Genomic DNA, 24,438 nt, shown 5'->3' with positions numbered 1-24,438 from the left:
ACACCATGGCAGACGCCTTTCAACACCATGCAGTAGGCATGGACAGCCCGGCATCCAATGCCGCCAGCATCACGCCCTCGAACACCGATGATCTGCCGCATGTCCCGCGCGCGCTCTATGCGCTGGGGGAGGGTAACGTGCGGGTGACCATGCGCGGCGGTGGCGATCCCGTGGTGCTGCCGATCCTCGTGGGGGTGCCGCTGCCGGTGCGCGTCTCGCGCGTCTGGGCCTCGGGCACCACGGCCACCGGCCTCGTCGGAATCTGGTAATGCTGGCCCTTGGCTTTGGCCTGACCGCCCTTGCCGCGCTGGCAGGCGCGCGGGCGGGGGCGGTGCCGGTGATCTCGCTAGCGTCCAGCAGCGGATACGCGGGCGCAGAACTCGTCTCGAGCGTCGAGGGCCAGTGGTATGCGGACGGCGTCGCCATCCCCGGCGCTTGGGGCGGTGCGCTGATGATCACGCCCGACCTCGAGGGTGCGGCGATATTCCTGCGGGTGGATCCGCATATCTGGGTCAGCGATGGCGATCCGGGCTATGCAGGCAGCAGCTATCAATCCAGCGTCTTTGGCCAGTGGCAGGCCGATGGCGTCGACATCCCCGGCGCGGTGGGGCTGCGCTGGCAGATGACGCCCGCTTATGAGGGCGCGGCCATCAGCCTCGATTATCGCCCGATCATTCGGATCGTGCAGGGCGCGGGCTATGCCGGATCGCGGCTGCGCTCGAACCTGCCCGGCCAGTGGTTTGCGGACGGCGTGGCGATCCCCGGCTCGATTGGCCGGGACCTTATCATCAGCCCCGCGCTGGAGGGCGCGGCGATTTCTCAGGATGCGGAAGTGACAATCATGCAAAGCAATACGATCCAGATGTGGGTGCCAGAGCGCGCGCTGACCGCGCCGCAAAAGGCCAATGGTGGACTATGGCTGGGCGAGGATCGGACCACGGTCGAGCGCAACGGCGCGGATTACGTCACCGCGTGGCGCGACAAGTTTGGCGTGCGGGACATGACCCAGCCCACAGCCGCCAATCAGCCCCGTGCTGGCACATTTCGGGGTATGCCTGCCGTCATCTGGGACAAGTCCCCGGCCTACCAATATCTGCAACCGCCTGCGGCTTTTGCACCGATGTGGTGGCTCATCCTCGCGGAATTTGCCACGGGCGTTGAGATCATCAGTGGCACGTCAACGGGCAGTGCGATCTATACGCAGATCCTCGGTAACGGGCAGGCTGCGCTTGCGCGTGTGTCGTTCCAGCAGCCGGATGCCGTGCAATCCGGGACGAGTGCGATCCGGCTGAACGCGGCTGATACTGAGGTGTCGTCGGGCATTTTCCCGATGCCGATGGGGTCGATGTCGTTCGGGGTTAGTGCCAGCGCTTCTTGGTGTATCGGTCGGGGCTTTGATGCAAACAACAACCGCCAGTGGGTCGGGCCGATCCTTGGGGCCATCGCCCTGGGGGTGGTGCCGGATCTTGCCACGCGCCATCTGATCGAGGCTTACATGCACTGGCGTCACGGCCTCGAGGAGCGCTTGCCCGCGAACCATCCCTATCGCAACGCGCCGCCCCGCGTGCAGTGATCGGATCGCGGCTGATGTAATTACTCCAGGAGTACTGGCCGCAATTCGCGGGCCTGCAGTTTTGCTGGAGAAGTTGCCTCGTATTCCCGAAGTGCTTCGCGCGCGGCCTTCGAAAGGCCGTAGCACGCGATGTAGTCGAGTAATGCGTCATAAAGCTTCTGCTCTCTGGCGGTTGTCATCTTGATGATCCCCCTCATCCAACCGCGACCATCAAACAATAAACATAGTTAACGGACAGTTAACTTACATGCGCTGGAGCCAATATGTCAGACCAATCACCTTTGCGCAGCCCCGAATTCTGGGGCGGCGTCGCGGTCGCGCTTATCGTCAAGGTGCGCACCACACAGCAGCTTGGCGCATGGCAGGTGATCAGTACCTTGATCGTCGCTGTCGGTGCAGCGTGGCTGGCCACGGACTGGGTGTCAGCCATGACCAATACCCCCAAGGCTGTGGCGGCCGCGATGCTCACGCTGACGGCCGAGGGCATCATGCGTTGGATCTTGATCGCGGTAAATGATCCCAAGCAAGCGATCGAGCTTTGGAAAGCCTGGCGGAAATAGCTTTAACCTAAGCCTTCGGCCCAGCCCATCGGGTTACACCAGCGGTCTCTGGATGGGTTGGGTATTTTTTACGTGGCGGTCAAACATGGCGGCAAGGTCTTTGCCGCTTGGTACCGGGCGCGCTAGCTCGCGTGCAGCGCCGATTTGCTCTAGCTCCGGGAAGATCGATAATATTTCGGCGCGCGCTTGCGAAGAGAGGCTGCGAAGCGCCACGGGACCCGTATGCATGCTCTCGCTTTCTGCGCCATTCGATAGGACGATCTCATGGCGATCGAATAGCATGTGGAAGTATTCAACGCTGTCACACTCATCGACGCTGTAAATGCCGGGTAGGGCCACGAGCTTCACAGCGGGAACCAGGATCTCAGCCGCGCCGAACATCCGAACTGCGATCTTTGACCGTACCAAGATGCGATGCTGCGGTGAAACCCGCAGATCTTGGGAGGGAAGCCCTTCTCCTAAAGCCCCCGCAGAAATATGGATGGGGCGCAGCTTTGGTGTTGCCTTGAGGGCTGCGCCTGAAACCGTTGACGATCCAATCCAGCGGATCGGCTGCAGCCCGTTGTCGATGGTATCCACTAGATCTCCGGCGCGCAGGTCCTCGATAGGGACCATGCCAGACATCGCCATGATCAGCGTGCCGCGCGTAAAGCAAGGGGCGACGACGGCCTGTCCGGTCAATGTATCGAAAGCGACAGCTTGGAATGAAAGTGCTGCAATCTGATTGGCATTCAAAGGATTCTGTGAAAACACCATCAGCATGCCCGGCTGATAAGTTTCCCCAAATGCGCCGAAATTTACCACCTCGGTAAGGATTATGTCGTCGTCTGCTCCGAGGTATTTTACGGTGAAAAGACCGGAGATAACGAGCGTTTCGTCAGGCGAAAATAGCGCTCCCGATGAACCGTTAGTGGTTGTACCCGAAGTCCCAAACCATGATCCCGGTGGGTCGAGTTCGTAGATGCCGGAACTATTTTTGGTGACTACTAAACCGCTGCTGAATTGGAATGTGGCCATTTTCGAGATTCACCTTTGTATATTCGATATTTATGAAGACTGAATCGCGGCACTTTGTAAACGAAAAGTCGCTGAGCAGGCGCATCCAACGTCCACTCAGCTGCTTGAAATTGGTTCGCTAGTCCCCGCCTCGTGCGGGTTTTTTCATTTTCAGGAGGTATCGATGCAGATCGATCTTTCGCTGGGGGAAACCCGGCGGATCCTAGCGGCGTGCCGCAGGGCAGGGCTTTTGCGCGCACAGACGGCCTACGTGCTGGGAACCGCATATTGGGAAACCAACCGCACCATGTTGCCGGTGGAAGAAGCTTACTGGCTCTCCGACGCGTGGCGCGAAAAGAACCTGCGCTATTACCCCTGGCATGGGCGCGGGTTCGTGCAGCTGACGTGGAAAGCCAATTATCAAAAAGCCTCGGCCAAGATCGGCGTCGATCTGATTGGTGATCCGTCCCGCGCGATGGAGCCGGACGCTGCCGCGCAGATCCTTGTCCACGGTATGATCGGCGGTTGGTTCACCGGCAAGAAGTTGGCCGATTACATCGATGGCGCGCGGGTCGATTTCGTCGGCGCTCGGGCCATCGTCAATGGCAAGGATAAGGCCGCCGAGATTGCGGCCATCGCAACAGCCTATCTTGCAGCGCTGCCGGAGGATCAGGGCAGCATCTGGCTGCGGATTTTCAAAGCCTTCTGGGGCATCATTACGGGAAAGAAACAATGACCGCTGTCTGGGCGCGCATCATCATGCGCTATCTGTCCGGTGCTCTGGTAAGCGCTGGCTTTATCTCTGCCGATTTTGGCGCGCAGCTCGCCACGGATGCAGAGCTGCATGGGGTGCTGGTCATGGCGCTTGGCGCTGTGTTGGCCGTGATCGCGGAGTGGGCCTATCGGCTCGCCAAGCGCTTTGGCTGGGCCACCTGATGGACTGGCTGATTGGGATGATCATCGGCGCGGGGGCGATAGCCGTCGCGTGGTGGCAGGGACGGCGCAATGGTCGCGCCGAGGTGCGCCAGCAGCAGGCAGAGGCTGCTGCGAATGCAGACGCAAAACGGGACGAGATAGATGCGCAGATCGCTGATGATGTTGACTTGGCTAATCGCGCTAAGCGCGCTGGCCTCGTGCGGCGAGAGAATTGAGGCGGGTTGCGCGGGCTGGCGGCAGATCCAAGTGGCTGGCGCGACCGTGGACTATCTGGCCGATCAGGATCCGCAGGCCCTGCGGGCACTGATTGGCCATCAGGATTTCGGGGTGGCGTCCGGGTGTTGGTAAGATGAGAGAGCCCGAAGGCTCTCCTACTTTTTTATACCACGAGCGGCCGATTTGCTTGCATATGCCGCATTGCGAGCCTGCGCCCCTTGCGGCCGGTAAGCATGGGGCGTGCTTCGATAGGCGCTTTCTCCTGATCAAGAAGATTTGGAAACAGCGCGAAGATCTCGCGACGTGCCTCGGCTCCGACACCTTTTAAAGCCTGAGCGCCGGTATAGAGCGATTCAGTTTCAGCGCCGTTAGAGAACACGATTTCGTGCTGGTCGAAAAGGAAGTGATGATATTCAACTTCCGTAAGATCAGTGGCGATATCAATACCTCCAAGCTGCAATAATTGCTTGGCTGCAACGAGCACTTCGTCGCTCTGTATCATCTTCTGCGCGATTTTAGAGCGAACTAGTACACGGTGCTGCGGCGAGACCATCAAATCTTGCGATGGGATGTTTACACCCAGCGCACCAGCTTTGATGCGAATGGGACGCAGGTGTTGATTTACGATAATTTCAGCTGCCGAAAGCTTGCGAACACCGACCCATTTAACGGGTTTGGCACCATTATCTTTGGTCATCACAAGGTCGCCGACCTGCAACGTCTCGACCATACGGTAACCATCGGGAGTAAGGATCATCGTGCCTGCAACAAAGCAAACGATGTCGTTAATCTCGCCAGGTGGAATGGTCATCGTGCCGTTAGGGTCAAACGTCTGTGAGTTGATGACCTGATTCAGGATATTGTTGACCGCGTTAGGGCCACCCAGAAGTCCCAGCACCGGGGCAACGATTGGGTTGGTCAGAAGATCTGTAAGTGGCAGTGTGAGCGGCGTTGACGTTCCTAGCGCGTTAACCGTGATAGTCACAGTCAGGTTTGCTGCGTCTAGAGGTGCGTCGCTGATGATGTAAAGTTGGTCATTCTCGTCAACAAAGTAGTCGACGTCCACCGGGTTCAGCCGAACCGTTGCCCCCAAAAAGGCATTGCCGACTGTTAGGCCGGCAGTCTGGAAAGTGCCAGAACCCGCGTAAGTTCCAGGCACTGGCGAACCGCCAATGATCGGGGCGAGATAGTCGCCGCCCTGGACCGTTTCAGGCGTAGAGCCATCGCCGACCCCATCGACGTTATACTGACTAAACAGCGTCGATGTGCCGAAGGCATTAAGAATGTTGGTTGAGGGAAGAGTTAAGATGGGTGTGGGCAGACTAAGGTTAACCACCGCACCATTTACTGCAGTTAAGTAAGGCATGTTAAGCTCCTGATATCACCGATTAAGTTACAAACTTTAAACGAGAAAAACTCTCGTTTTCGCAGGCGTTTTTGAGCGAATTATAGTCTACGGACGTTATGCCTTTACGGCATAAGTTACCTTAACCCTGCGTTAATTTAAGTAAATAGAAAAGTATACTAGCAAGCGATTCTTGTGTGCGGCCTCTTGCAAGGCATTGAAACCTAACTTCAAGCCTAATCCCGCTCGACGATCAAAACTCATCTTTTATGGGGTTTTGTAGTGCACGCGCCTCATTCAAACCCGCGCGCAGCCAAGTGCGCAGCGCGGCGCGTTGGGTCAGAATGACAGGCATGGCCTTGGGGTGGATCCGTACGATCGTCGCATTCGGATCGCAAGTAAGGGCGGCGAACAGGTTGTCTGTCGTCTCGCCGTCCGCCTTTTTGCGCACGCTCGGTCAGTCTGGCACATAGAGGCCCGCGAACATGGCGGGCCGGTAGTCGGCAAGGTGAAACCATACGTTGCCTTTTCCCTTGCCTGCAGGCTCGGCAAAAGAGGTCAGAGGCACAAGGCAGCGGTGCGCAGTGCCCAGCCAGCGCCGCCAGTGGGGTGAGCTGGTGTTGCGGATGTTGGTCACGCCTCGATCGACCGCGTGCCCCTCCAGATAGGTCTCTGGCGTCGGCAGGCCGCAGCGGGCAGTTTGCAAGATGATCTGATCGCCCTCGGCCCGCACAATCGGCGCCAACTGGTCGGGATAAATCTCTGGCTGCGGCTCATAATTTCCTAGGCGATCCACCACCTCATTGGGTTTGAAGAGCCGCGCCATCGCCTCTTGAGTGGAAGTGTGGCTGTAGAGATTGCACATGGATTTCTCCGTATGGGAAGCGCTAAAGTGTTCTGGTAATGTTCCTGTCCGTTAGGAGAGCGTCACATGCCAGCGGTGCCGACCACCAACAAATTCCGCAATCGCAGCGTCAGTGATTGTGCGCGCGACAGTTTGCTGATCGCAATGCAGTGCACCGGCTGCAAGCAGCAGCGGTATTACTGGGCCTCTGATCTGGTCAAGGTATTGGAGCCGTTCCACGAGGCCCATGTCCCGCCCTGGCCATGTGCGGCGTGCCGGACAGGAGAGTGGATGGTGATGCGATGGATGTTTCCCTATCCTGAACTGATGCAGCGGATCGGCAAGATCCGGCGGCCAGTGGGGCGGGTGACCAAGTGGATCTAGCGGGATGAAGATGCCTGAGCGTGTAAGATCTAGTGGAAGTTTCCGGTACGCCGATTTTGCTTGGTGCCTCGGGTCGTGATTCTCGCCGTTACTTGTTCGAGCGGCGCGCAACACAATCCGCGGATTTCAGGCTCAGGTGATGGGTTTGCTGTCATGCCAATTCGGCCTCTTGGGACTGGATAGCCTATCTGGGGAGTGCTCGTTGGTTCGTTGAACCTGCAAATGGGAACAAAGGCTGCACATCGGCCTGTGTAGGCTGTAAAAAGAGCGCTTCATTGTGCAAATATCAAATACTTGGGCACAGATCACATTCTTGGTAAGGGAGAGGTCGAGAGTTCAATCCTCTCTCACAGCACCAGCCTTATCCCCCTATAGATCACAGCCTTCCGCAACCATGCGGATCATAATCGGCATGTTTTCGCGGGCAATGTCCCCTCACTTCAACCGCAGTCTTGCGCCGCGATGCGGTGGTTGCCTTGTGCTAAACGCCAGGACCGCGTTTTGTGATAAACACGTCATACCGTGTCGATTTCCCCAAGATCTGATGCGAAGGGGCGGGGATGCCCGCCATGGCGTCACCTTTGCGCGGCCATTTAAGGACGACTCGCTTTTTCGCATGCGCAAGGGCGACGCGCATGAGATCGGCGGCATCCTCGTCAAAGCCGACGATCTCGCGCACTTGGCGCAGCTCTAGCTTAACCAATGCCGAGCTGCGGCGCGGGGGATGCATCGGGTCGACGAATATGACATCGGGCGACAGGCCGGGCAGCAGCTGCATTGCATCGCCATGAAGCAATGTCATTCGGTTGATAATGTCTGCAAATTCAGGCCCTGCGGCGCGCGCTTCATCCATGCCGGCGCGCAATAAGGCGTACATCTGGGCAGAACGCTCGATCATCGTCACGTTCGCGCCCAGCGAAGCGAACAAGAATGAGTCGCGCCCCAAGCCAGCGGTCGCATCCACGACATTCATGTCTTGCCCGGCGCGAAAGCCCAGCGCGCGCGCGATCGGTTGTGATTTGCCGCCACCGGACCTTAGCCTATAAGCGACCGCTCCAGTTACGAAATCTACACGCAACGCATTCATATTGCGCCTCTCTTAGCTATCGAAAGCACATGCGCCAATGGCTGTGGGCGCATGGCGGGCCCCGCTGTCATATCCAAGGCTGCGGGGATTTGCGACCTCACATTTGTGTTCAGATCGGCTGGCGTTTAGGCCCCTGTCGCGTGTTGAAATCGGCTGATGGCTGCGCAAACCCAAATAGCGCAGGCGGCCATGCAAGTCTGCCGATGGGCCTGCCTGTGTAATGGCCGCAATTATAGCCCGATCTGGACAGGCTTTTGGTTTTTCAAATGCCGCGCAATCAGTGCTGCCGCATCTTTGCCCGCAGGCGTTGAACGGGCAAGCGGCCTTGGCACGCCAAGCGCGGCGAGCTCTGGGAAGATTGCGAAAATCTCGGCGCGCGCTGCGCTCGACAGGCTGCGCAATGCGATTGGGCCGGTGTGCAGGGTTTCGGTGATCGCGCCGTTTGACCTCACCATCTCATGTTGATCGAATAAAATATGGAAATACTCCACCGGATCACAGGAGTTATCGGTGAAAATGCCGGGCAGGGCGGTCAATTTTACCGCTGGAACAAGAACTTCAGCGGCTCCGAACATCCGATCGGATATTTTAGAGCGGATCAGCACGCGATGCTGCGGCGAAACAACAAGATCATGCGCCGGGACACCCGCACCTAGGGCGTCGGCGCTGATTTGGATCGGCCGCAGTTTGGTATTTGACGAAAGTGCATTGCTGCAGATCCTGCTTGAGCCGATCCAGCGAATGGGTTGCAGTCCATTATCGATCGTTTTGACAAGATCGCCTATGCGTAACGCCTCGATCGCGATATCCCCGCGATCTGTTTCGATGAATGTACCCGCCGTAAAGCAAGGCGCAAGCATGTAGCGAGAAATATCAAATGAAATTGGAGGCTTGTCGGGAAGATATCCCGCTTGATGCGTATTATGCATGACTTGAAATGGCTCGCCCGCGTCTGGGATATCGCCAATAAATCCATATACCGGTGCGACATAATTGATTTGGGACGTCAATTTTTCAGGATCGAGCAGCAAAACCTCCATAACATCAAAGTCTTTTCCGCCTGGTGAACTGCTCCAAGTATGACCAAAAAAGACAAAGCTTCCCGCAGGAAAGGTGGGGCCATGTTGTTGTGTGAAATCTTCGGCTGTTGTATTCACGCCGAATTGGGGCAGTAGATCAATAAGATATGTCAGGTATTGGTCATAGCTGGGATTGGTCCCCGCCGTCTGTTCCCGATAAACGTCCAACGCCGATCTATAAGCGGCCGAAGAGAAGACGTTGCTATCGGTATTGACAATTATGGCGTCGGAATAGGTGCTTAGCTTACCTTGATCGTTGTCCACAACGTCGTAACCAGCCGCGGGAGTGCGGATCTGAAGGGTAAAGGTTGGCATGTGATTCTTTCATATCGGCGTTTCTTAACCTTTTATGTAATACCGACGTGATGCGTCAATTTATTGATATGTCTGGTGCATCTGGCGGCGCTTATGATCAGGCGGCTGGACCAAGATGGGGGCTTTGCAGGGGCTTTTGACCATCAAAGTCCGCTGATGCACGCTGACGCAACTGCCACCGCGTATGAAAATGTCATATGCAATTTTGGCGCGATTTAAGCCGGATCAAGGTGGAAGGCCGTCGGCCGTTGGCCCGCGCCTTTCAGCCATGCGCGGCTACAGTCCAATGCCTCGCGGATGGTCTGATCCATATCGAGGTAGCGATAGGTGCCCAGGCGGCCGATAAACGTCACATGCGTTTCCTGTGCCGCCAGCGCGGCATAGCTGTGGAGCAGGTCTTTGTCGCGTGATTGGCGCGTGGGGTAAAAGGGGATATCGCCCGGCCCGCAGGCGCGTGAGAATTCGCGGTACAGTACCGAACGGGCATGCTGCTCCCATGGTGCGAAATGTTTATGCTCGGTTATGCGGGTATAGGGAATCTCAAGATCGGCATAATTCATGACGGCGCAGCCTTGATAGTCGCCGTCGTGATAAAAACGCTCAAACTCCAGCGTGCGATAGGTCAGTCGGCCCAGCGTATAGCCAAACCACGCATCGATGGGCCCAGAATAGAAGATATGGTCATAGCCTTTGATCTCGTCGCGCCTGACATGGGTGTTCAACCGCACTGCAATGCGCGGATGATCCAGGATGCGCGCCACCATCGCTGTATAGCCGTCCTTTGGAATGCCTTGGAATTGTTGGCAAAAGTAATTGTCGTCATAGGAAAAGCGCAGCGGTAGGCGTTTGAGGATCGCCGCAGGCAGGGCGCTGGGCGGGCAACCCCATTGCTTGTTTGTGTAGCCCTTGAAGAACGCCTCGTAGATCTCGCGGCCGACCATTTGCAGCGCCTGTTCTTCAAAGCTTTGCGGGTCTGTGATTGTGATGTCGGCTTTGGCAGCAATAAAGGCGCGCGCCTCGTCGGGTCGCAGGGCGGTATTGAACAGCTGATTGATCGTGTGCAGATTGACCGGCAGCGCGTAAACAGCGCCCCGGGTCGTGGTTTTGACACGATTCTGGTAGGGCATGAAAGTTGCAAAGGCGTTCACGTAATTCCAGACTTCGCGATCATCGGTGTGGAAAATATGTGGGCCATAGGTGTGAACCATGATGCCTGTATCGGCATCGCGGGCGGTATGACAATTGCCGGCGATATGGGCGCGGCTGTCGGCCACGGTGATGAACTGTCCTGCGTCAGCAAGCTGACGGGCAATCACCGCGCCAGAAAGGCCTGCCCCGACGACCAAGCATTTCTTCATCGCCCCTTACCGATCCCCCAGATAGCTGCGTAGGTTTTAGCACCGCAAGGGTAAGGAAGCGGTTAATCAGATTAGCGATTGGTCATCCATGGATAGGCCGAGCTTGCAAAGCGCTCGCTGGCTTCGGCGGCTTCGGGGCGCTGGCTGGCAACGGTGGCGACCAATGCCTCGATAAGGCTCAGGATCGCGGCAGAGGACGGGGAGGGCGCGTTCAACTCCTGCTTTGCGGTCACATAAAGCGCGACCTGCGCCAGCGGCACCAGCGGCGAGCGCGGGCTATCCGTGATTGCCAGCACCGGGATGCCCGCGCCTTTGGCGAAACCCGCCATATCTATCGTGTCGCGATAGTAATGCGGAAAGGCGATGGTGATGACCAGATCCTGCGGCCCCATCCGGGTCAGCGTGCGAACCGCCCCTACCGCGCCACCGCCCGAGGGGACGGTCTGCGCATCACAGCCGGTCATCACGAGGCCGATGGCCAACATGCCGCCCAGATGCGCAGAAAGGTCAAAGCCCGCGACAAAGACACGGCGCGCCGCGATGATTTGTTGCACAGCGGCCTCGAGCGAGGCGCTGTCCAAGCTGGAGGCGGTCGCGCCAATGCTTTCCAGATCCTCGGCAAAGGCGGCTTGCGCGATATCCATAGCACTGCGCTTTTCGGCCTGACGGCGTTTCAGCCGTTCAACAGGGACAAAGAAATCCTCGAACGCACGGATCAGATCGGCGCGAAATTCGGGATAGCCTGCGTAACCCAGCGCTGTGGCGAACCGGTTTGCGGTGGCGACCGACACATCCGCCCCGGAAACGGCATCATTGATACTGAGACGTGCGACGCGCAGCGGCTCGGCCTGAACCAAGGCGGCAAAGCGGCGCTGTGCCTCGCTCATGGCGGGCAGGGCGTTTTGAATGGCCCGCGCGACTGTACTTTCAGCCGGAAGCCCAGAAAATAGGCGGTTGCCGTGGTTCATCGCGGGTCTCCGGAAAAAAATTACGTGTAAATCATATTACATCTTGATTGTGACGATGTAAGAAAAACTACATGCCTGCAACAGATGCCTAAAATCTTTACAGGGATGCTCAAGACGATGACAACTGCTCTTCCTCTTTCGCGCCGTAGCCTTTTGGCCCTTGGCGGTGCGGCTGCTGCAGGTTTCAGCCTGCCGCGTATGGCGATTGCGCAATCCATGCCGGTCGTCTCGACCGCGCTGGGCTGGATTCCCAACGCTGAATATGCCGGCCTGTGGGTCGCGATCGAAAAGGGGTATTTCGCCGAAGAGGGGATCGAGATCGCCTATACGCCGGGCGGCCCGAACGCACCGGGCGTTTTGGTGCGACTGGCGGCGGGGCAGGCGGATTTTGCAGGTGGCGACTGGATCCCGCTGTTCGAGACGCTGAACCGTGACAATGATTTCGTTGTTCTGGGCGCCGCTTTCCCTGCCAACCCTGCGGCGCTGATGTCGCTTTCTGCCAACCCCGTACTGACCCCGGCGGATCTGGTGGGCAAGCGTATCCTCAGCCAAATGCCGGCGGATAAGAACACCATCGATTTCATTCTGACCAAAGCCGGTCTGCCCCTGGACTATGAGATGGTGCCGACCGGCTTTTCGCCCGAGCCGCTGCTGGCGGGCGATGGCGATGTCTATATGGCCTTTGCCACCAACCAGCCGATCACCTTTGAAAAGATGGGCATGGTCGCGGGTCAGGATTTCCACGTCACGCTGCTGCGCGATTTGGGCTATGATGTGCCCGCAGGCCCCATTGTCGCAAAGCGCGATTATGTGGCGCAAAATCGTCCGCTGGTCGTTGGCTATCTGCGCGCGCTGCTGCGTGGCTGGATCGAGAACGGCGCCAACCCGGCCTATGGGGCCGAGCTGGGTGCGACGAAATATGGTGTCGATTTCGGCCTCGATCTGGACCAACAGATCCGCCAGAGCGAGCTGGGCCAGCCGCTGACGGCCGTTGCAGGCGCGCCCGGCCCATTCTGGTTCGATCCCGCGCTGTACGAGACGAACATTCTGCCTGTTGCCGCCGCCGCAGGCCTGACAGGGCTGCCCGCCGCCAGCGATCTGATCGATCTTGGCCCGCTGGAAGAGGCGATTGCCTCACTTTAATCCCCTATCTCCCCGGGCTGTGCAGCCCGGGGAATCCCTTTGACGGAATACGCGCGTGACCAAAGATCCTGCCATCAGCCTTTGCGGTGTCTCAAAAAGCTTTAAACTCGAGGGTGGCCGCCAGCTGACCGCGCTAGAGGGCATCGATCTAAGCCTTGCACCGGGTGAATTCGTCGCGCTGCTGGGGCCCTCGGGTTGTGGCAAAAGCACGATCTTGCGGTTGGTGGCAGGGTTGGACACGGCAACCACCGGCAGTGTCAGTATCGAAGGACGCAGCCCCGCCGCGCTGTCAAAGGCGCATAGGCTGGGCGTTGCATTTCAAGATCACGCCTTGCTGCCATGGCTTTCGATCGCGCAGAATATCGCGCTGCCATTCCAAGTTGCCGGGCAAAGCGTCGATCATGCCCGCGTGGCCGAACTGATCGCGTTGGTGGGGCTGACGGGTTTTGAACACGCGCGACCCAGCCAGTTGTCAGGCGGAATGCGCCAGCGCGCATCCATTGCGCGGGCGCTTGTATTGCAGCCGGATGTTTTGTTGCTGGACGAGCCCTTTGGCGCATTGGATGCGGTCACACGCCGCCACATGAATGTGGAACTGCAGCGTATCTGGTCGACGCGCACGCTGACGACGCTGCTGGTCACCCATGCGGTGGACGAGGCTTTGTTCCTTGCAGACCGTATCTTGGTCATGTCGGGCCGACCGGGCCGTGTCATCCGCGATCTGCGCGTGCCCTTTGGCCGCCCACGTGATCCCTCGGTGATGCGCGATCCTGAATTCCACCGTCTTGTCGATGAGTTGACCGAGGCGCTCGAGCCATCGGGTGCGCAATGACACGGCTGACAAAGCTGCTGCCTGGCATTTTAGGTATCGTCATTTTCGCAGCGGGGTGGGAGCTGATCGGCCAGTATCGTCTTGCCGGACTGACCTGGCCACCTCTGAGCACCGTGTTGGGATTTTTGGGTAATCCTGCGAACCATGCGCTGTTGCAACGCGCGGCTACAGCCAGCTTTGTGGCGGTCGGGCTGGGCTATGTCTTTGGCGTGGGGATCGGTTTTGCGCTGGCTGCGCTGGTGCGGGTTTGGCGGGTGACACGGCCGGGGATCGACCGCTTTGTCGCCTTGATCCATGCAACGCCGGGCATCGCCCTTGCGCCTGTGTTCATGGTTTTGTTGCAGCGCGACCAGATCCCGGTCGCGATTGCCGCGCTGGCGGTCTTTTACCTTGTCTATGTCGCGACGACTTCGGGCCTCGAGGCCGCGCATCGCGCCCATCATGATCTGTTCAGCGTGCTGGGCGCAAAGCCGCAAACCCGCTTTTTTCGTCTGGAAATACCTGCGGCGCTGCCCGCGATCGTGTCCGGCCTGAAGCTTGCTGTACCGGTCGCCTTTATGGGGGGGATCGTGGGCGAATGGTTCGGCGCCTCGCGCGGACTGGGGTTGTTGATGATTTCCGCCATGCAGAATTTCCAGATCCCGCTGCTGTGGTCGGCGGTGCTGCTGGTCATGGTGCCATCACTTGCGCTCTATCTGCTGATGACCCAAGCAGAACGCCTTGTCGCGCGGAGGTTCGCATGACCTTTTTGTCGCGCAACTGGCCGATCCTGCTGCTGCTGGCGATCTGGCAACTGGGGGTCTCGCTGTCGGGGCTGAATTCCATCGTCTTGCCCGCGCCGCTGCCAGTGCTGATGGATATGCTGGGCAATCCGGGGCTCTATGCTGTCAATACGTTGCAAACCTTGTGGACGGCCTTTGCCGGGTTGTTGATCGGTTCCGCCCTTGGTGTGCTGGTGGCCTGTCTCGCCTATGCCTCGCGGTTTTTGGCCGGGGTGCTGACGCCGTTTGGTCTGATATTCTCATCCGTGCCGGTGGTGGCGCTGATCCCGATCATTGCGCGTATACTTGGCTATGGCAGCACAACGGTCATCGCCATCGTCGCCATTGCCGCCTTTTTTCCGACCTTTGTTTTTGTCGGCAAAGGCCTGCAACAGTTGCCGCGCGGGGCGGACGACCTGATGCGCGTGTTGGGGGCCGGGCGTCTCAAGCGCTTCAGCCGCCTCGTCCTGCCCTCTGCCGTGCCGGATATGATGATCGCCCTGCGCCTGATCGTGCCGGAATCGGTTCTTGCTGCCATTTTGGCCGAGTATCTGATGGGCCGCAGCGGGCTGGGCTATGTTTTCGCACAGGCAACCAGCCGTTTCGCCATGGAGCGCGCCTTTGGCGTCTCGCTGGTGGTGACGCTGACGGCCGTGCTTTGTTTTTTCCTCGCGCATCGGGCCGAGCGGGCCGTTAAAGCCCGCTGGTCGTAAGCGCCGCACCAACCCCGAAGGAGACTATTATGGCAATCAAGGTGCAGCAACCGCCCGATCCGTGGCAACGCACGACGACCCAGCACGGCTTTGCCGCGGATGAGGTTATCTCGTGTATCCAAAAAAGCCTGCGTCGCGGCTTGCTGGAAAATGCAATCCTGCTGGGCTGGGAAATGTTCCTGACCAGCCCCGAAATGGAAGAAATGCTGTGGTCGCGCCTGTGCGTGATCGCGGTCGAGGATGTGGGGCTGGGCAATCCCGGCCTGCCCTCGATTATCGAGACGCTGTATCAGCAGCATATGCGCTATCCGCGCCCGGCTGGCGACCGCTTCCTGTTCGCCGCCCATGCCATCCGCATGATCGCAGGCTCGGTCAAGGAACGCACATCGGATGATCTGGTGAACTGGGCGCGCCGCTCGGTTGAGCTGGGCGAGCGTATGCCCGAGATCCTGGATATCGCGCTGGATATGCACACCGGTCGGGGCCAAGAAATGGGCCGCGATTACCGGTTTTTCATGGAGGAAGCGTCCGTTGTGATCCCCGAGATGGAAGGCAAGGATCAGACTTGGAAAAACTGGATCATCAAGGCGCTGGACGAAGGCAAGCTGACGTGAGCCACATCCGTAAAAAGGTCTATATTGCGGGCCCGGATGTCTTCTTTCGCAATGCCTCCGAGGTCATGCGCAAAAAGGGCGAGATCGCGCTGGAATACGGTTTCGATCCCTCGACCCTGGCTGAGGATGATCTGGACCCTGTCGGGAAAACCGCGCGACAGTTCGGCATCAGCATCGGCCTTGCGAACGAGCGCAAGATGGACGAGGCGGATTTTATCATCGCAAATCTGACCCCGTTTCGCGGGATATCGGCTGATGTCGGTACCGCGTTCGAGGTGGGCTATATGCGTGCACAGGGTAAACCTGTGTTTGCCTATACGAACACGGATCGCGACTATTTCACGCGCCTGAGTGCCGATTATTACGCGGGCGCCCAGCCCGAGGTGATCGACGGCGTGGCGCGCGGGGCCGATGGGCTGATGATCGAGAACCACGACATGGTCGACAACCTGATGTTGGATACAGCAGCCGAGGAAAGCGGCGGCGCCTTTGTCGTGGGTGCTGTCGCGGCCGACGCTGATCTTTTAGGTGACCTTCAGGCGTTTCGCGATTGTCTGGCGGCGGCACGCGCCTATTGGGACGCGCGCACGTCTTAAAGAAAAACCCCGGGCGGCGTATGCGGCCCGGGGGTCATGTTTAGAAATCGAAAAGATCGCCAAGGAAGCTTTCACGGCGCCGTCCACGCCGTCCGTCGCGGCGGTCGTCGTCATCGTCGTCATAGCGATCCCCGCGCCCACGGTCATCGCGATAGCGGCCGCCACGGTCATCATCGCGGTGACGATCGGGCTGGGGGGCCGCTGCGGGCGCAGGCGCGGCCGCAACGACCTGCTCGGAACGCTCGACAATCTTGTCCAACTCGCCGCGATCCAGCCAAACGCCGCGACAGGTCGGGCAATAGTCGATCTCGACCCCGTTGCGGGATGTCATCACCAGGGTCTCGTTATCTACCGGGCACTTCACTTGCGTCTCCTCGATTGGCGCATTCACATTGCAAGTGGGGGTGCAAAGGGGGCGCATCAAGGCACGCGGGTCTGCGCGGCCGTTAAACCTATCACCTGATCGGCAAATAGCCGCCGATCTGACTGACATATATGTCAGGGTTAGACCTCTTTATCATTTATATCAGCACGATAGGCGATGCGCAGCAGGCCCGCCGCCACAATACAGCCCATCGCGATCATGGCGAATGGCGTGCGATAAGTGCCGAATAATTGCACGATCCCGGCAAAGGCGGTGGTCGATATCATGACGCCAAAGAAGGTTCCGCACATCAGCGCAGCGGTTGCAGCGCTGGCATAGGCGGGCGGGGCGCAGCGGTCGGCCTCGGCAATCAGGACGCCGGACCAGCCGCTGGACAGCAGGCCGATCACGATCAGCAGCGCGGTAAGCAGCAGCGCCGAAGGGGCAGGCGTCAGCACCAGAACAAGCGTGGTCGCGGCCAGTGCCAAGGCCAGCCAGATCAGCACGCGCAGACCGCTGCGGAAAAAGTCCGCCAGCGCGCCGGTGCTGATCCGCCCCAAGATGCCGGCGATTTGCAGCAGTGACAGGCCTGCGCCGGCGGTGATCGGGTCGATCTGCAGATCCACCACCAGCAGCAGGACGATAAAGGTCGACACGCAAAGCTGTGCCGCCGCCAGCAACATGCCCGAGGCAAAGATCGCCTTGAAACGCGGAAAGCCAAAGACTCGGATCAGATCGCGTAGCGGCGCTTGCAGCACGCGCTGGTCGCGTTGGCGGTCATCGTCCCAGCCTTTGTGCACCAGTTGCAAAACCACGCCCAGCGTCAGACTGAGGAGCGCAGGCAGGCACAGCGCCGCCTGCCAATTGACGTGATGCGCAATCCATGCGGTGACGATGCCGCCCATCGCGCCGCCGATCGGCACGCCCGCTTGTTTAATGGAAAACAGCAGGTTGCGCCTTGCAGGGGGCGTAAAGCGGCGCAGCAGATGGCTGGCGGCGGGGTTCGGCAGCCCATAGGACAGTCCCATCAGCACCAGTCCGGGCAGCAGCAGCGCGCCCAGACCCGATGCGATACAGGCCACGCCCAGTGCCATCGCCAGCAGCGCGATCTGTGATGTACGCCCGCCGCCCAGTCGCCGCACCATATTCGACGCGATCAGCGAGCTGAAAAGCGCAACGCAATAAATGCCCGAGATCTGCACCCCGACGATCCATGCGGGCAGGCCAAAATCGGCGGCATAGAACACGCTGGCCACCGGCAGTGACAGCAAACCATAGGATGTCATTGCCTGAATAGCGGTGGTCAGCCCCACAACCAAAATCGGGTTTTCGGCAGGCGCGCGCGGCGGCTGTCCTGCGGGATCGTCAGTCATCTTCAGGCTTTCGGGATCAGGCGTCTGCCCCTAACTTGTCACACAAGACGGCAGGGGCAAGGCTTGGTGCGTCTGTCGCCTAAACTTGACGCATATGTCGCAGGCTCTAGGCAAAACAAAAGGCCCGTGCCTGACGGCCGGGCCTTTGTGTTTAATATGGAGCGGGCGAGGCGATTCGAACGCCCGACCCTAACCTTGGCAAGGTTATGCTCTACCCCTGAGCTACGCCCGCTTCCGTGTTGGTATGGGCTAATTATGGGTTTCGACCTTGGCGCGCAAGGGGAAAAATCGCTCCCCTTGCGACGACCAAACGTCAACTGTCAAAGGTCAACCCAGCGCATATCCGGCCCCGCGCACCGTGCGCAGAGGGTCGGTGCCGCCGTGGATCATCAAGGCCTTGCGTAGACGTCCGACATGGACATCGACGGTGCGGCTATCCACGTAGATATCGCGGCCCCAGACGCGATCCAGCAGCTGCTCGCGCGACCAGACGCGGCCGGGACGCTCCATCAGCGTGGTCAGCAGGCGAAACTCGGTCGGGCCCAGGCGCAGCTCGTTGCCGTCGCGGGTGACGCGGTGGGTCTCGCCGTCAAGGGTGATATCCTCGAACCGCAGCACGCCGCCGATGGTGGCGGGGCGGGTGCGGCGCAGCTGGGCGCGGGCGCGCGCCAGCAGTTCCGTGATGGAATAGGGCTTGGTCACATAATCATCGGCGCCGGTTTCCAAACCGCGCACCTTGTCGCCCTCTTCGGAACGGGCCGATAACATGATCACCGGGATCGCACGGGTTTCAGCCCGCGCTTTGATCTGGCGGCAGATCTCGATCCCCGAAACGCCGGGCAGCATCCAATCCAAGACGATCAGATCTGGCGGCTCTTCGGCCAGTTGCAACAGCGCCGAATCACCGTTCGGCGCTGTTGATACCCGGTAACCCTCGGCTTCGAAGTTATAGGCCAGAACTTCGCGCTGGGCGGGTTCATCTTCGATGACAAGAATATGGGGCAGTTGGCTTGCCATTGCTTAGTCTACCTTACCGATGAAGGGGGTTTCATCTTCTTTGGTGCGCGGCTCTTCGGGACGGTTGCCGGTGGTCACATAGATGACCTGCTCGGCGATATTGGTGACGATGTCGCCCATCCGTTCCAGGTTCTTGGCCACAAAGTGCAGATGCATACAGGCGGTGATGTTGCGCGGATCTTCCAGCATATGCGTGAAGAATTCGCGGAACAGCGCATTATACATCTGGTCGATTTCAGTATCGCGCCCGATGATTTCCTGCGCCAGCGTAGCGTCGCGCTGCACAAAGGCGTCCAGCGTGTCTTTCAGCATCCGCTCGACCTCGCGGGCCATGCGGCGCAGCGTGGCGTCCGATTCGGTGATGGCGCGCTGTTCTGCCAGCACCGTCACGCGTTTGGCGATATTCTTGGCGTAATCGCCGATCCGCTCGAGGCTGGACGAAATCCGCAGCACCGACAGGATGATGCGCAGATCTTTCGACACCGGTGCGCGCAGCGCGATGGTGCGGGCGGCCTCGTCATTGATCTTTTCTTCCAGCGCGTCGATTTGCTTGTCGGCGGCGCGGATCTGTTCGGCCAGTTCGACATCGCGGGTCGAAAGGGCTTCGATACTGCGGCCGATGGCGTCCTCGACCAGACCGCTCATCTTAAAGATCAGGGCTTGGATCGTCTCGAGGTCGCGGTCATAGGCCGAGACAATGTGCTGTTCGCTCATATCACGCTCTCCTTAGCCGATACGGCCCGAGATGTAACTCTCGGTGCGGGGGTCTTCGGGGTTGGTGAAGATTTTGGTGGTGTCGTCGAATTCCACCAGATTGCCGAGGTGGAAGAAGGCGGTCTTTTGGCTGACGCGCGCGGCCTGCTGCATCGAGTGGGTCACGATCACCACCGAATAGGTGGCGCGCAGCTCGTCGATCAGCTCCTCGACCTGAGCGGTTGCAATCGGGTCAAGCGCCGAGCAGGGCTCGTCCATCAGCAGCACTTCGGGTTCGGTTGCGACAGCGCGGGCGATACACAAACGCTGTTGCTGGCCGCCGGACAGGCCGGTACCGGGCGAATGCAGGCGGTCTTTCACTTCGTTCCAGATCGCGCCGCGCCGCAGGGCGCGCTCGACGATGTCGTCCAGATCGGCCTTGTTCTTGGCCAGACCGTGAATGCGCGGGCCGTAGGCCACGTTGTCATAGATCGATTTGGGGAAGGGGTTCGGCTTTTGGAACACCATGCCCACTTTGGCGCGCAATTGCACCGGATCGACCTTTGGGTCGTAGATGTTCTCGGCGTCCAGCAGGATCTCGCCCTCGACACGCGCGCTTGCGATCGTGTCGTTCATCCGGTTCAGCGTGCGCAGGAAGGTCGATTTCCCGCAGCCCGACGGGCCGATAAAGGCGGTGACCGTGCGGTCGTCGATGTCGACATTCACGTCTTTGATGGCGTGGGTGTCGCCGTAATAGACCTGCACATTGCGGGCCATGATCTTGGGGTTGTTCATTTTTTATGACCTTTAAGCAGGCTTACCATTTACGCTCGAACCGGCGGCGCAGCAGAACGGCGAGGAAGTTCATCAGCAAGAGGAACACCAGCAGCAGGATGATCCCGCCCCAAGCGCGTTCATAGAAGGCCGGGTCAGCGCGTTTGGCCCATTCATAGATTTGTGCAGGCATGGCCGAGTTCGGTGCGTTGAATGCAGCGTCGACACTCCCGGGGTAGTTCGAGGCGATGAACCCCACCATCCCGATCAGCAGCAAGGGCGCGGTTTCCCCCAAGGCCTGTGCAAGGCCCAGGATCGTGCCGGTCAAAATGCCCGGCATTGCCAGCGGCAGCACATGGTGGAACACCGCCTGCATCCGCGACGCCCCGATCCCCAAAGCCGCGTCGCGGATCGAGGGCGGTACCGCTTTGAGCGCCGCGCGGGTCGAGATGATGATCGTCGGCAGCGTCATCAGCGTGAGCACAAGGCCCCCCACCACCGGCGCGGATTGCGGCAGGTGCATGATCTGGATGAAGACCGCAAGGCCAAGGATACCGAACACGATGGACGGCACCGCTGCAAGGTTCGAGATATTCACCTCGATCAGGTCGGTAAAGCGGTTCTGGGGGGCGAATTCCTCGAGATAGATCGAGGCGGCGACGCCGATTGGCAGCGACAGCGCCAGAACCACCAGCATCATCGCAAGCGAACCCAGCATCGACACACCGATACCGGCCTGTTCGGGGCGCTGATCGGATGCATCCGAGCCGAAGATGAAGTTCCAGTTAAAGCGGCGTTCAATCACGCCGGCATCGCGCATCTGGTCCACGACGTTCAGCGCGGCGGGCGACAGATTACGGTCGCGGGCCAGGCTTTCGCGTGACACACGGCCTTTCATGTAACCATCGACGCGCGAGGAGGCGAGAACCTCCAGTTCGACGGTTTGGCCGATCAGGCTCGGCTCGGCCAGCACGCGGTTACGTACTTCGGCGGCGGCGGAGGACGACAGGATCTGGGCCAGCGCGGCAGGCTCCATATCGGTGGTGATCCCCTCGCGCTCTAGGGTCGAGGCCATCGCGCCTTGCAGCAGCGAGCCGTAGCGCAGCGTTGTGGCACGTGCCAGATCAGCCGGTTCGCGGTTGCCGTTCGGGTCCAGCACCGATTCTTCCAGCGGCACCTGGATTTTCACGAATGTCTGCGTGAAGGCGCCGATGCCATTACCAAAGATCGACCACATCAGCGCGATCAGAAAGCCCATGGCGATCAGCAGCGCGCCGATCCCATAGGCGCGGAACCGCGCTTCGGCTGCGTTGCGCTTTTTGGTGCGCGCATCGGGGGCAAGCAGCGATTGTTTCGGGGTTGTGTTCATATCGGTCATTCGTATTGCTCGCGATATTTGCGCACGATGGCCATCGCGAGGACGTTCAGCCCCAGCGTAATGACAAACAGCGTCATCCCAAGAGAGAAGGCGACAAGCGCTTCTGGCGACGAGAAATCCGCATCTCCGGTCAGCTGGCTGACGATCTTTGCGGTGACGGTTGTCATCGCATCGAACGGGTTCAGCGACAGCACACCGGCGGCACCTGCGCCCATCACGACGATCATCGTCTCGCCGATGGCACGGCTGGCGGCCAGCAGGATCGCACCGGCGATACCGGGCAGCGCGGCGGGCAGCACAACCTGACGGATCGTTTCCGACCGCGTGGCACCCAAGCCCAGCGAGCCATCGCGCAGGCTTTGCGGTACCGCGTTGATGATGTCATCGGACAGCGACGAGACAAAGGGGATGATCATGATCCCCATCACGACGCCTGCGGTGATAACAGCCGTGCCACCGCGCATCCAGCCAAGGCCGAGCATACCGGTCGGGCTGAACCAGCTCATCAGCAGCGGGCCGACGACGATCAGGGCGAACAGGCCGTAAACGATGCTGGGGATACCGGCCAGCACCTCGAGCATCGGCTTGCCGATGGCGCGGATGCGGGGGCTTGCATATTCCGACAGGTAGATCGCCGAAAACAGGCCCAGCGGCACCGCAACCAGCAGCGCGATGAACGAGATATACAGCGTGCCCCACAGCAGCGGCAAAATTCCAAGGCGCGAATTGACGCCGCCTGCAGAGGGGCTCCAGGTCAGGCCAAAGAAAAAGTCCAGCGCAGGATAGGCTTGGAAAAAGGCGATCGTATTGAAAATCAGCGCGACCACGATGCCGACGGTGGTCAGGATCGCGATGGATGCGGATGCGATCAGCAGGGTGCGGACGGCAGCCTCGACACGGGGACGGGCGCGGAACTGAGCATTGGTGCGCGACCAGGCATAAGCGGTGCCGGCAAGGGCCAGTGCAATGGCCGCGATGCTCATCCACATGCGGCCCGCCGTATTCGCGGCAAACGATAGTTGCGCGGCTGCGGCGGTCGGACCCTCGGCACTGATGGCACTGCCTGCGGCCAGTTGGTCGGCCATACGGTGGACGTCGGCCAGCAGCAGGCTGGCAGAGCCGCTGTTTTGCGCGGCATCACCCAACGCTTGCAGGGCGATATGGTTCACATAGGCGGGCTGGATGACCAGCCAGACCAAAATCAGCAAAAAAGCCGGAGCCATCGCCCAGATGGCAACGTTCCAGCCGTAATATCCGGGAAGCGAGTGCAGCGCGCGGGTGCTGTGTCCAGCGGATTGCATAGCGCGGCTACGGCCTAGCCAGTAACCAATCGCCGCGATGGCGAGAATGACGATAAGCGTCCAAAGTAAAGGCATGGGAGTCCTGCCGCGAAAGTTGCCGGGGGCGGCCTGTTGGCCGCCCCCGCTTGATCATCAGTTCGAAGCCATCACGGTTTCGTTGGCGATCAGGGCCTGGGTCTCGGCCAGTTCCGGATCGGACACCAGACCGTATTGGGCCAGCGGGCCAGCCGGGCCAGCCATGTCGTCCGACATGAAGAATTCAGCGTATTCTTTCAGGCCGGGGATGACGCCGATGTGGGCTTTCTTGATGTAGAAGTACAGCGGGCGCGACACGGGGTAGGTGCCGGTTGCGATCGCTTCGACAGTCGGCTCGATGTCCGACATGGTTGCAACGCGCAGGGTGTCGGTGTTGTTTTCGTAGAACGACAGGCCGAAGACGCCCAGCGCTTGCGGGTTTGCCGCGATGCGGGCCAGCGTTTCGGTGTAGTCGCCGTCGATGTCGACCGAGACGCCGTCGGTGCGCAGGGCAACGCAGGCAGCCTCGTCGCCGCGTGCAGCGCTCAGCACTTCAGCCGCGCCCGATTCTTCGCAACCAGCAACCAGAACTTTTTCGTCAAACACTTCGCGGGTGCCGTGACGGGTGCCGGGGATGAAGGCCAGGATCTGCTGTGCGGGCAGGGCGGGGTTTACTTGGTCCCAAGTGGTGTAGGGGTTCGGGACGATTTCGCCGTCGACGACGACTTCAGCGGCCAGCGCCTTGTACCAGTCAGCGGGGGTGAAAGCGAATTCCGGGCCGTTCAGCGCCGAGGCAAACACGATGCCATCATAGCCGACGCGGACCTCGATAATGTCGGTCACGCCGTTTGCGGCGCAGGTCTCGATTTCGCCAGCGCGGATCGGGCGCGAGGAGTTGGCGATATCGGTTTGGTTTTCGCCGATGCCAGCGCAGAAACGCTGCAGGCCGCCCGACGAGCCACCCGATTCAACAACGGGAACCGGGAATTCAGGGAAGTTCTCGCCGAACGATTCGGCAACGATCGAGGCATAGGGCAGAACGGTGGACGAGCCGGCGATCTGGATGTTGTCGCGGGCCTGAGCGGCGCCAGCAACAGCGGCGATGGCGATTGCCGAAACGCAAACGGTCTTCAACGACATGACATACTCCTGTGTCGTGGGTGCGGTGGTAGCGCTGTGGCAGCACCGTCGCCCGGGGATCTA

At 59.8% G+C, this 24,438-nt stretch carries 30 protein-coding genes and 1 tRNA gene; 13 read left to right on the top strand and 18 right to left on the bottom strand.

All coding sequences use genetic code 11. The annotated features are described in order from the left end of the window. Positions 1–5 precede the first annotated feature (5 nt). Positions 6–269 carry a spike base protein, RCAP_Rcc01079 family gene (locus tag KVU_RS08160; protein WP_014537874.1) on the top strand — a complete coding sequence of 88 codons (264 nt, stop codon included), beginning with the start codon at positions 6–8 and terminating at the stop codon, positions 267–269. Next, positions 269–1,573, top strand: coding sequence for a hypothetical protein (locus KVU_RS08155; protein ID WP_014537873.1), 1,305 nt, complete (start codon positions 269–271; stop codon positions 1,571–1,573). The genes KVU_RS08160 and KVU_RS08155 overlap by 1 nt, the downstream gene beginning before the upstream one ends. Before the next feature lie 20 nt (positions 1,574–1,593). Here KVU_RS08155 and KVU_RS08150 read toward each other — a convergent pair whose 3' ends face one another. Further along, on the bottom strand, positions 1,594–1,752 hold the full coding sequence (locus tag KVU_RS08150) for a hypothetical protein (protein WP_156771220.1): 159 nt from the start codon (positions 1,750–1,752) through the stop codon (positions 1,594–1,596). Positions 1,753–1,836: 84 nt separating this feature from the next. Between KVU_RS08150 and KVU_RS08145 the strand changes: the two genes are divergently transcribed. Further along, positions 1,837–2,133: a hypothetical protein gene (locus KVU_RS08145; protein WP_013382973.1), complete on the top strand. Its 297-nt coding sequence runs from the start codon at positions 1,837–1,839 to the stop codon at positions 2,131–2,133. Between the two features lie 33 nt (positions 2,134–2,166). On the opposite strand, the gene KVU_RS08140 is transcribed toward KVU_RS08145, so the two are convergent. Next, the gene (locus tag KVU_RS08140; RefSeq protein WP_236953075.1) at positions 2,167–3,150 is read right to left on the bottom strand and encodes a Hint domain-containing protein; all 984 of its coding nucleotides are present in this window, start codon (positions 3,148–3,150) and stop codon (positions 2,167–2,169) included. Positions 3,151–3,313: 163 nt separating this feature from the next. Between KVU_RS08140 and KVU_RS08135 the strand changes: the two genes are divergently transcribed. Genes KVU_RS08135 through KVU_RS08125 form a run of 3 tightly spaced genes read left to right on the top strand, consistent with a single transcriptional unit; the run spans position 3,314 to position 4,280 of the window. Then, on the top strand, positions 3,314–3,865 hold the full coding sequence (locus KVU_RS08135; protein WP_162467566.1) for a carboxypeptidase: 552 nt from the start codon (positions 3,314–3,316) through the stop codon (positions 3,863–3,865). After that, complete coding sequence (locus KVU_RS08130) at positions 3,862–4,065, top strand: hypothetical protein (protein ID WP_013382976.1); 204 nt, start codon at positions 3,862–3,864, stop codon at positions 4,063–4,065. Before KVU_RS08135 ends, KVU_RS08130 begins: the two co-directional genes overlap by 4 nt. Further along, entirely contained in the window at positions 4,065–4,280 is a 216-nt protein-coding gene (locus tag KVU_RS08125; RefSeq protein WP_013382977.1) for a hypothetical protein, read from the top strand. The genes KVU_RS08130 and KVU_RS08125 overlap by 1 nt, the downstream gene beginning before the upstream one ends. A gap of 164 nt (positions 4,281–4,444) precedes the next feature. Here KVU_RS08125 and KVU_RS08115 read toward each other — a convergent pair whose 3' ends face one another. The 3 genes from KVU_RS08115 to KVU_RS08105 form a co-directional block, all read right to left on the bottom strand. After that, a complete protein-coding gene (locus tag KVU_RS08115) occupies positions 4,445–5,647 on the bottom strand; it encodes a Hint domain-containing protein (RefSeq protein ID WP_013382978.1) in 1,203 nt (400 codons plus the stop codon). Positions 5,648–5,879: 232 nt separating this feature from the next. Next, positions 5,880–6,077: an SOS response-associated peptidase family protein gene (locus KVU_RS08110; RefSeq protein ID WP_013382979.1), complete on the bottom strand. Its 198-nt coding sequence runs from the start codon at positions 6,075–6,077 to the stop codon at positions 5,880–5,882. Between the two features lie 6 nt (positions 6,078–6,083). Continuing rightward, on the bottom strand, positions 6,084–6,491 hold the full coding sequence (locus KVU_RS08105; protein WP_013382980.1) for an SOS response-associated peptidase family protein: 408 nt from the start codon (positions 6,489–6,491) through the stop codon (positions 6,084–6,086). Between the two features lie 66 nt (positions 6,492–6,557). Between KVU_RS08105 and KVU_RS08100 the strand changes: the two genes are divergently transcribed. Then, positions 6,558–6,854, top strand: coding sequence for a hypothetical protein (locus KVU_RS08100; RefSeq protein ID WP_013382981.1), 297 nt, complete (start codon positions 6,558–6,560; stop codon positions 6,852–6,854). Between the two features lie 481 nt (positions 6,855–7,335). On the opposite strand, the gene KVU_RS08095 is transcribed toward KVU_RS08100, so the two are convergent. From KVU_RS08095 to KVU_RS08080, 4 genes are all read right to left on the bottom strand, one after another. Continuing rightward, positions 7,336–7,941 carry a class I SAM-dependent methyltransferase gene (locus KVU_RS08095; protein ID WP_013382982.1) on the bottom strand — a complete coding sequence of 202 codons (606 nt, stop codon included), beginning with the start codon at positions 7,939–7,941 and terminating at the stop codon, positions 7,336–7,338. Positions 7,942–8,171: 230 nt separating this feature from the next. Next, positions 8,172–9,335 (bottom strand): Hint domain-containing protein, encoded by a 1,164-nt coding sequence (locus KVU_RS08090; protein WP_013382983.1) that lies wholly within the window; start codon positions 9,333–9,335, stop codon positions 8,172–8,174. A 215-nt stretch (positions 9,336–9,550) separates the two neighbouring features. Continuing rightward, a complete protein-coding gene (glf, locus tag KVU_RS08085) occupies positions 9,551–10,693 on the bottom strand; it encodes a UDP-galactopyranose mutase (protein ID WP_013382985.1) in 1,143 nt (380 codons plus the stop codon). Between the two features lie 71 nt (positions 10,694–10,764). Then, complete coding sequence (locus KVU_RS08080; protein ID WP_014537869.1) at positions 10,765–11,661, bottom strand: MurR/RpiR family transcriptional regulator; 897 nt, start codon at positions 11,659–11,661, stop codon at positions 10,765–10,767. Between the two features lie 117 nt (positions 11,662–11,778). Here KVU_RS08080 and KVU_RS08075 point away from each other — a divergent pair, with 117 nt between their 5' ends. Genes KVU_RS08075 through KVU_RS08050 form a run of 6 tightly spaced genes read left to right on the top strand, consistent with a single transcriptional unit; the run spans position 11,779 to position 16,320 of the window. Next, entirely contained in the window at positions 11,779–12,804 is a 1,026-nt protein-coding gene (locus KVU_RS08075; protein WP_236953074.1) for an ABC transporter substrate-binding protein, read from the top strand. A gap of 55 nt (positions 12,805–12,859) precedes the next feature. Next, positions 12,860–13,636, top strand: coding sequence for an ABC transporter ATP-binding protein (locus KVU_RS08070; protein WP_013382989.1), 777 nt, complete (start codon positions 12,860–12,862; stop codon positions 13,634–13,636). Beyond that, positions 13,633–14,379, top strand: a complete 747-nt coding sequence (locus KVU_RS08065; protein WP_014537868.1) for an ABC transporter permease — start codon at positions 13,633–13,635, stop codon at positions 14,377–14,379. The genes KVU_RS08070 and KVU_RS08065 overlap by 4 nt, the downstream gene beginning before the upstream one ends. Then, complete coding sequence (locus tag KVU_RS08060; protein ID WP_013382991.1) at positions 14,376–15,110, top strand: ABC transporter permease; 735 nt, start codon at positions 14,376–14,378, stop codon at positions 15,108–15,110. Before KVU_RS08065 ends, KVU_RS08060 begins: the two co-directional genes overlap by 4 nt. 29 nt (positions 15,111–15,139) lie before the next feature. Beyond that, positions 15,140–15,724 (top strand): ATPase AAA, encoded by a 585-nt coding sequence (locus KVU_RS08055; RefSeq protein WP_013382992.1) that lies wholly within the window; start codon positions 15,140–15,142, stop codon positions 15,722–15,724. Then, entirely contained in the window at positions 15,721–16,320 is a 600-nt protein-coding gene (locus KVU_RS08050; protein WP_013382993.1) for a nucleoside 2-deoxyribosyltransferase, read from the top strand. Before KVU_RS08055 ends, KVU_RS08050 begins: the two co-directional genes overlap by 4 nt. Positions 16,321–16,360: 40 nt before the next feature. On the opposite strand, the gene KVU_RS08045 is transcribed toward KVU_RS08050, so the two are convergent. The 9 genes from KVU_RS08045 to KVU_RS08005 form a co-directional block, all read right to left on the bottom strand. Then, a complete protein-coding gene (locus KVU_RS08045) occupies positions 16,361–16,651 on the bottom strand; it encodes a TFIIB-type zinc ribbon-containing protein (protein WP_013382994.1) in 291 nt (96 codons plus the stop codon). Between the two features lie 173 nt (positions 16,652–16,824). Further along, positions 16,825–18,057 carry an MFS transporter gene (locus tag KVU_RS08040; protein ID WP_013382995.1) on the bottom strand — a complete coding sequence of 411 codons (1,233 nt, stop codon included), beginning with the start codon at positions 18,055–18,057 and terminating at the stop codon, positions 16,825–16,827. Positions 18,058–18,214: 157 nt separating this feature from the next. After that, positions 18,215–18,289 (bottom strand) — tRNA-Gly (locus KVU_RS08035). Between the two features lie 95 nt (positions 18,290–18,384). Further along, a complete protein-coding gene (gene phoB / locus KVU_RS08030) occupies positions 18,385–19,074 on the bottom strand; it encodes a phosphate regulon transcriptional regulator PhoB (protein ID WP_013382996.1) in 690 nt (229 codons plus the stop codon). Between the two features lie 3 nt (positions 19,075–19,077). Further along, entirely contained in the window at positions 19,078–19,788 is a 711-nt protein-coding gene (phoU, locus tag KVU_RS08025; RefSeq protein ID WP_013382997.1) for a phosphate signaling complex protein PhoU, read from the bottom strand. Positions 19,789–19,800: 12 nt separating this feature from the next. Further along, positions 19,801–20,562 carry a phosphate ABC transporter ATP-binding protein PstB gene (pstB, locus tag KVU_RS08020; protein WP_013382998.1) on the bottom strand — a complete coding sequence of 254 codons (762 nt, stop codon included), beginning with the start codon at positions 20,560–20,562 and terminating at the stop codon, positions 19,801–19,803. Positions 20,563–20,584: 22 nt separating this feature from the next. Next, a complete protein-coding gene (gene pstA, locus KVU_RS08015) occupies positions 20,585–21,919 on the bottom strand; it encodes a phosphate ABC transporter permease PstA (protein ID WP_013382999.1) in 1,335 nt (444 codons plus the stop codon). Then, positions 21,916–23,295: a phosphate ABC transporter permease subunit PstC gene (pstC, locus tag KVU_RS08010; protein WP_013383000.1), complete on the bottom strand. Its 1,380-nt coding sequence runs from the start codon at positions 23,293–23,295 to the stop codon at positions 21,916–21,918. Before pstC ends, pstA begins: the two co-directional genes overlap by 4 nt. Positions 23,296–23,352: 57 nt before the next feature. Continuing rightward, the gene (locus tag KVU_RS08005) at positions 23,353–24,375 is read right to left on the bottom strand and encodes a substrate-binding domain-containing protein (RefSeq protein WP_013383001.1); all 1,023 of its coding nucleotides are present in this window, start codon (positions 24,373–24,375) and stop codon (positions 23,353–23,355) included. Between the last annotated feature and the right edge of the window lie 63 nt (positions 24,376–24,438).

Origin of the sequence: Ketogulonicigenium vulgare WSH-001 (assembly GCF_000223375.1) — a bacterium.
Classification (GTDB): Bacteria; Pseudomonadota; Alphaproteobacteria; order Rhodobacterales; family Rhodobacteraceae; genus Ketogulonicigenium; species Ketogulonicigenium vulgare.
The sequence above is the reverse complement of the archived record's forward strand: the minus strand, read 5'-3'. Positions and strand labels throughout refer to the sequence as shown.

Excerpts from the sequence above, each read along its gene's own strand:
- KVU_RS08155 (WP_014537873.1), top strand. The coding sequence starts at position 269 with ATGCTGGCCCTTGGCTTTGGCCTGACCGCCCTTGCCGCGCTGGCAGGC.
- KVU_RS08055 (WP_013382992.1), top strand. The coding sequence starts at position 15,140 with ATGGCAATCAAGGTGCAGCAACCGCCCGATCCGTGGCAACGCACGACG.
- KVU_RS08105 (WP_013382980.1), bottom strand. The coding sequence starts at position 6,491 with ATGTGCAATCTCTACAGCCACACTTCCACTCAAGAGGCGATGGCGCGG.
- KVU_RS08045 (WP_013382994.1), bottom strand. The coding sequence starts at position 16,651 with ATGACATCCCGCAACGGGGTCGAGATCGACTATTGCCCGACCTGTCGC.
- KVU_RS08135 (WP_162467566.1), top strand. The coding sequence starts at position 3,314 with ATGCAGATCGATCTTTCGCTGGGGGAAACCCGGCGGATCCTAGCGGCG.
- KVU_RS08040 (WP_013382995.1), bottom strand. The coding sequence starts at position 18,057 with ATGACTGACGATCCCGCAGGACAGCCGCCGCGCGCGCCTGCCGAAAAC.
- KVU_RS08115 (WP_013382978.1), bottom strand. The coding sequence starts at position 5,647 with ATGCCTTACTTAACTGCAGTAAATGGTGCGGTGGTTAACCTTAGTCTG.
- phoB (WP_013382996.1), bottom strand. The coding sequence starts at position 19,074 with ATGGCAAGCCAACTGCCCCATATTCTTGTCATCGAAGATGAACCCGCC.
- pstB (WP_013382998.1), bottom strand. The coding sequence starts at position 20,562 with ATGAACAACCCCAAGATCATGGCCCGCAATGTGCAGGTCTATTACGGC.
- KVU_RS08075 (WP_236953074.1), top strand. The coding sequence starts at position 11,779 with ATGACAACTGCTCTTCCTCTTTCGCGCCGTAGCCTTTTGGCCCTTGGC.
- KVU_RS08080 (WP_014537869.1), bottom strand. The coding sequence starts at position 11,661 with ATGAACCACGGCAACCGCCTATTTTCTGGGCTTCCGGCTGAAAGTACA.
- KVU_RS08150 (WP_156771220.1), bottom strand. The coding sequence starts at position 1,752 with ATGACAACCGCCAGAGAGCAGAAGCTTTATGACGCATTACTCGACTAC.
- glf (WP_013382985.1), bottom strand. The coding sequence starts at position 10,693 with ATGAAGAAATGCTTGGTCGTCGGGGCAGGCCTTTCTGGCGCGGTGATT.
- KVU_RS08005 (WP_013383001.1), bottom strand. The coding sequence starts at position 24,375 with ATGTCGTTGAAGACCGTTTGCGTTTCGGCAATCGCCATCGCCGCTGTT.
- pstC (WP_013383000.1), bottom strand. The coding sequence starts at position 23,295 with ATGCCTTTACTTTGGACGCTTATCGTCATTCTCGCCATCGCGGCGATT.
- KVU_RS08090 (WP_013382983.1), bottom strand. The coding sequence starts at position 9,335 with ATGCCAACCTTTACCCTTCAGATCCGCACTCCCGCGGCTGGTTACGAC.
- KVU_RS08095 (WP_013382982.1), bottom strand. The coding sequence starts at position 7,941 with ATGAATGCGTTGCGTGTAGATTTCGTAACTGGAGCGGTCGCTTATAGG.
- KVU_RS08140 (WP_236953075.1), bottom strand. The coding sequence starts at position 3,150 with ATGGCCACATTCCAATTCAGCAGCGGTTTAGTAGTCACCAAAAATAGT.
- pstA (WP_013382999.1), bottom strand. The coding sequence starts at position 21,919 with ATGACCGATATGAACACAACCCCGAAACAATCGCTGCTTGCCCCCGAT.
- KVU_RS08060 (WP_013382991.1), top strand. The coding sequence starts at position 14,376 with ATGACCTTTTTGTCGCGCAACTGGCCGATCCTGCTGCTGCTGGCGATC.
- KVU_RS08145 (WP_013382973.1), top strand. The coding sequence starts at position 1,837 with ATGTCAGACCAATCACCTTTGCGCAGCCCCGAATTCTGGGGCGGCGTC.
- KVU_RS08160 (WP_014537874.1), top strand. The coding sequence starts at position 6 with ATGGCAGACGCCTTTCAACACCATGCAGTAGGCATGGACAGCCCGGCA.
- KVU_RS08065 (WP_014537868.1), top strand. The coding sequence starts at position 13,633 with ATGACACGGCTGACAAAGCTGCTGCCTGGCATTTTAGGTATCGTCATT.
- KVU_RS08100 (WP_013382981.1), top strand. The coding sequence starts at position 6,558 with ATGCCAGCGGTGCCGACCACCAACAAATTCCGCAATCGCAGCGTCAGT.
- KVU_RS08125 (WP_013382977.1), top strand. The coding sequence starts at position 4,065 with ATGGACTGGCTGATTGGGATGATCATCGGCGCGGGGGCGATAGCCGTC.
- phoU (WP_013382997.1), bottom strand. The coding sequence starts at position 19,788 with ATGAGCGAACAGCACATTGTCTCGGCCTATGACCGCGACCTCGAGACG.
- KVU_RS08130 (WP_013382976.1), top strand. The coding sequence starts at position 3,862 with ATGACCGCTGTCTGGGCGCGCATCATCATGCGCTATCTGTCCGGTGCT.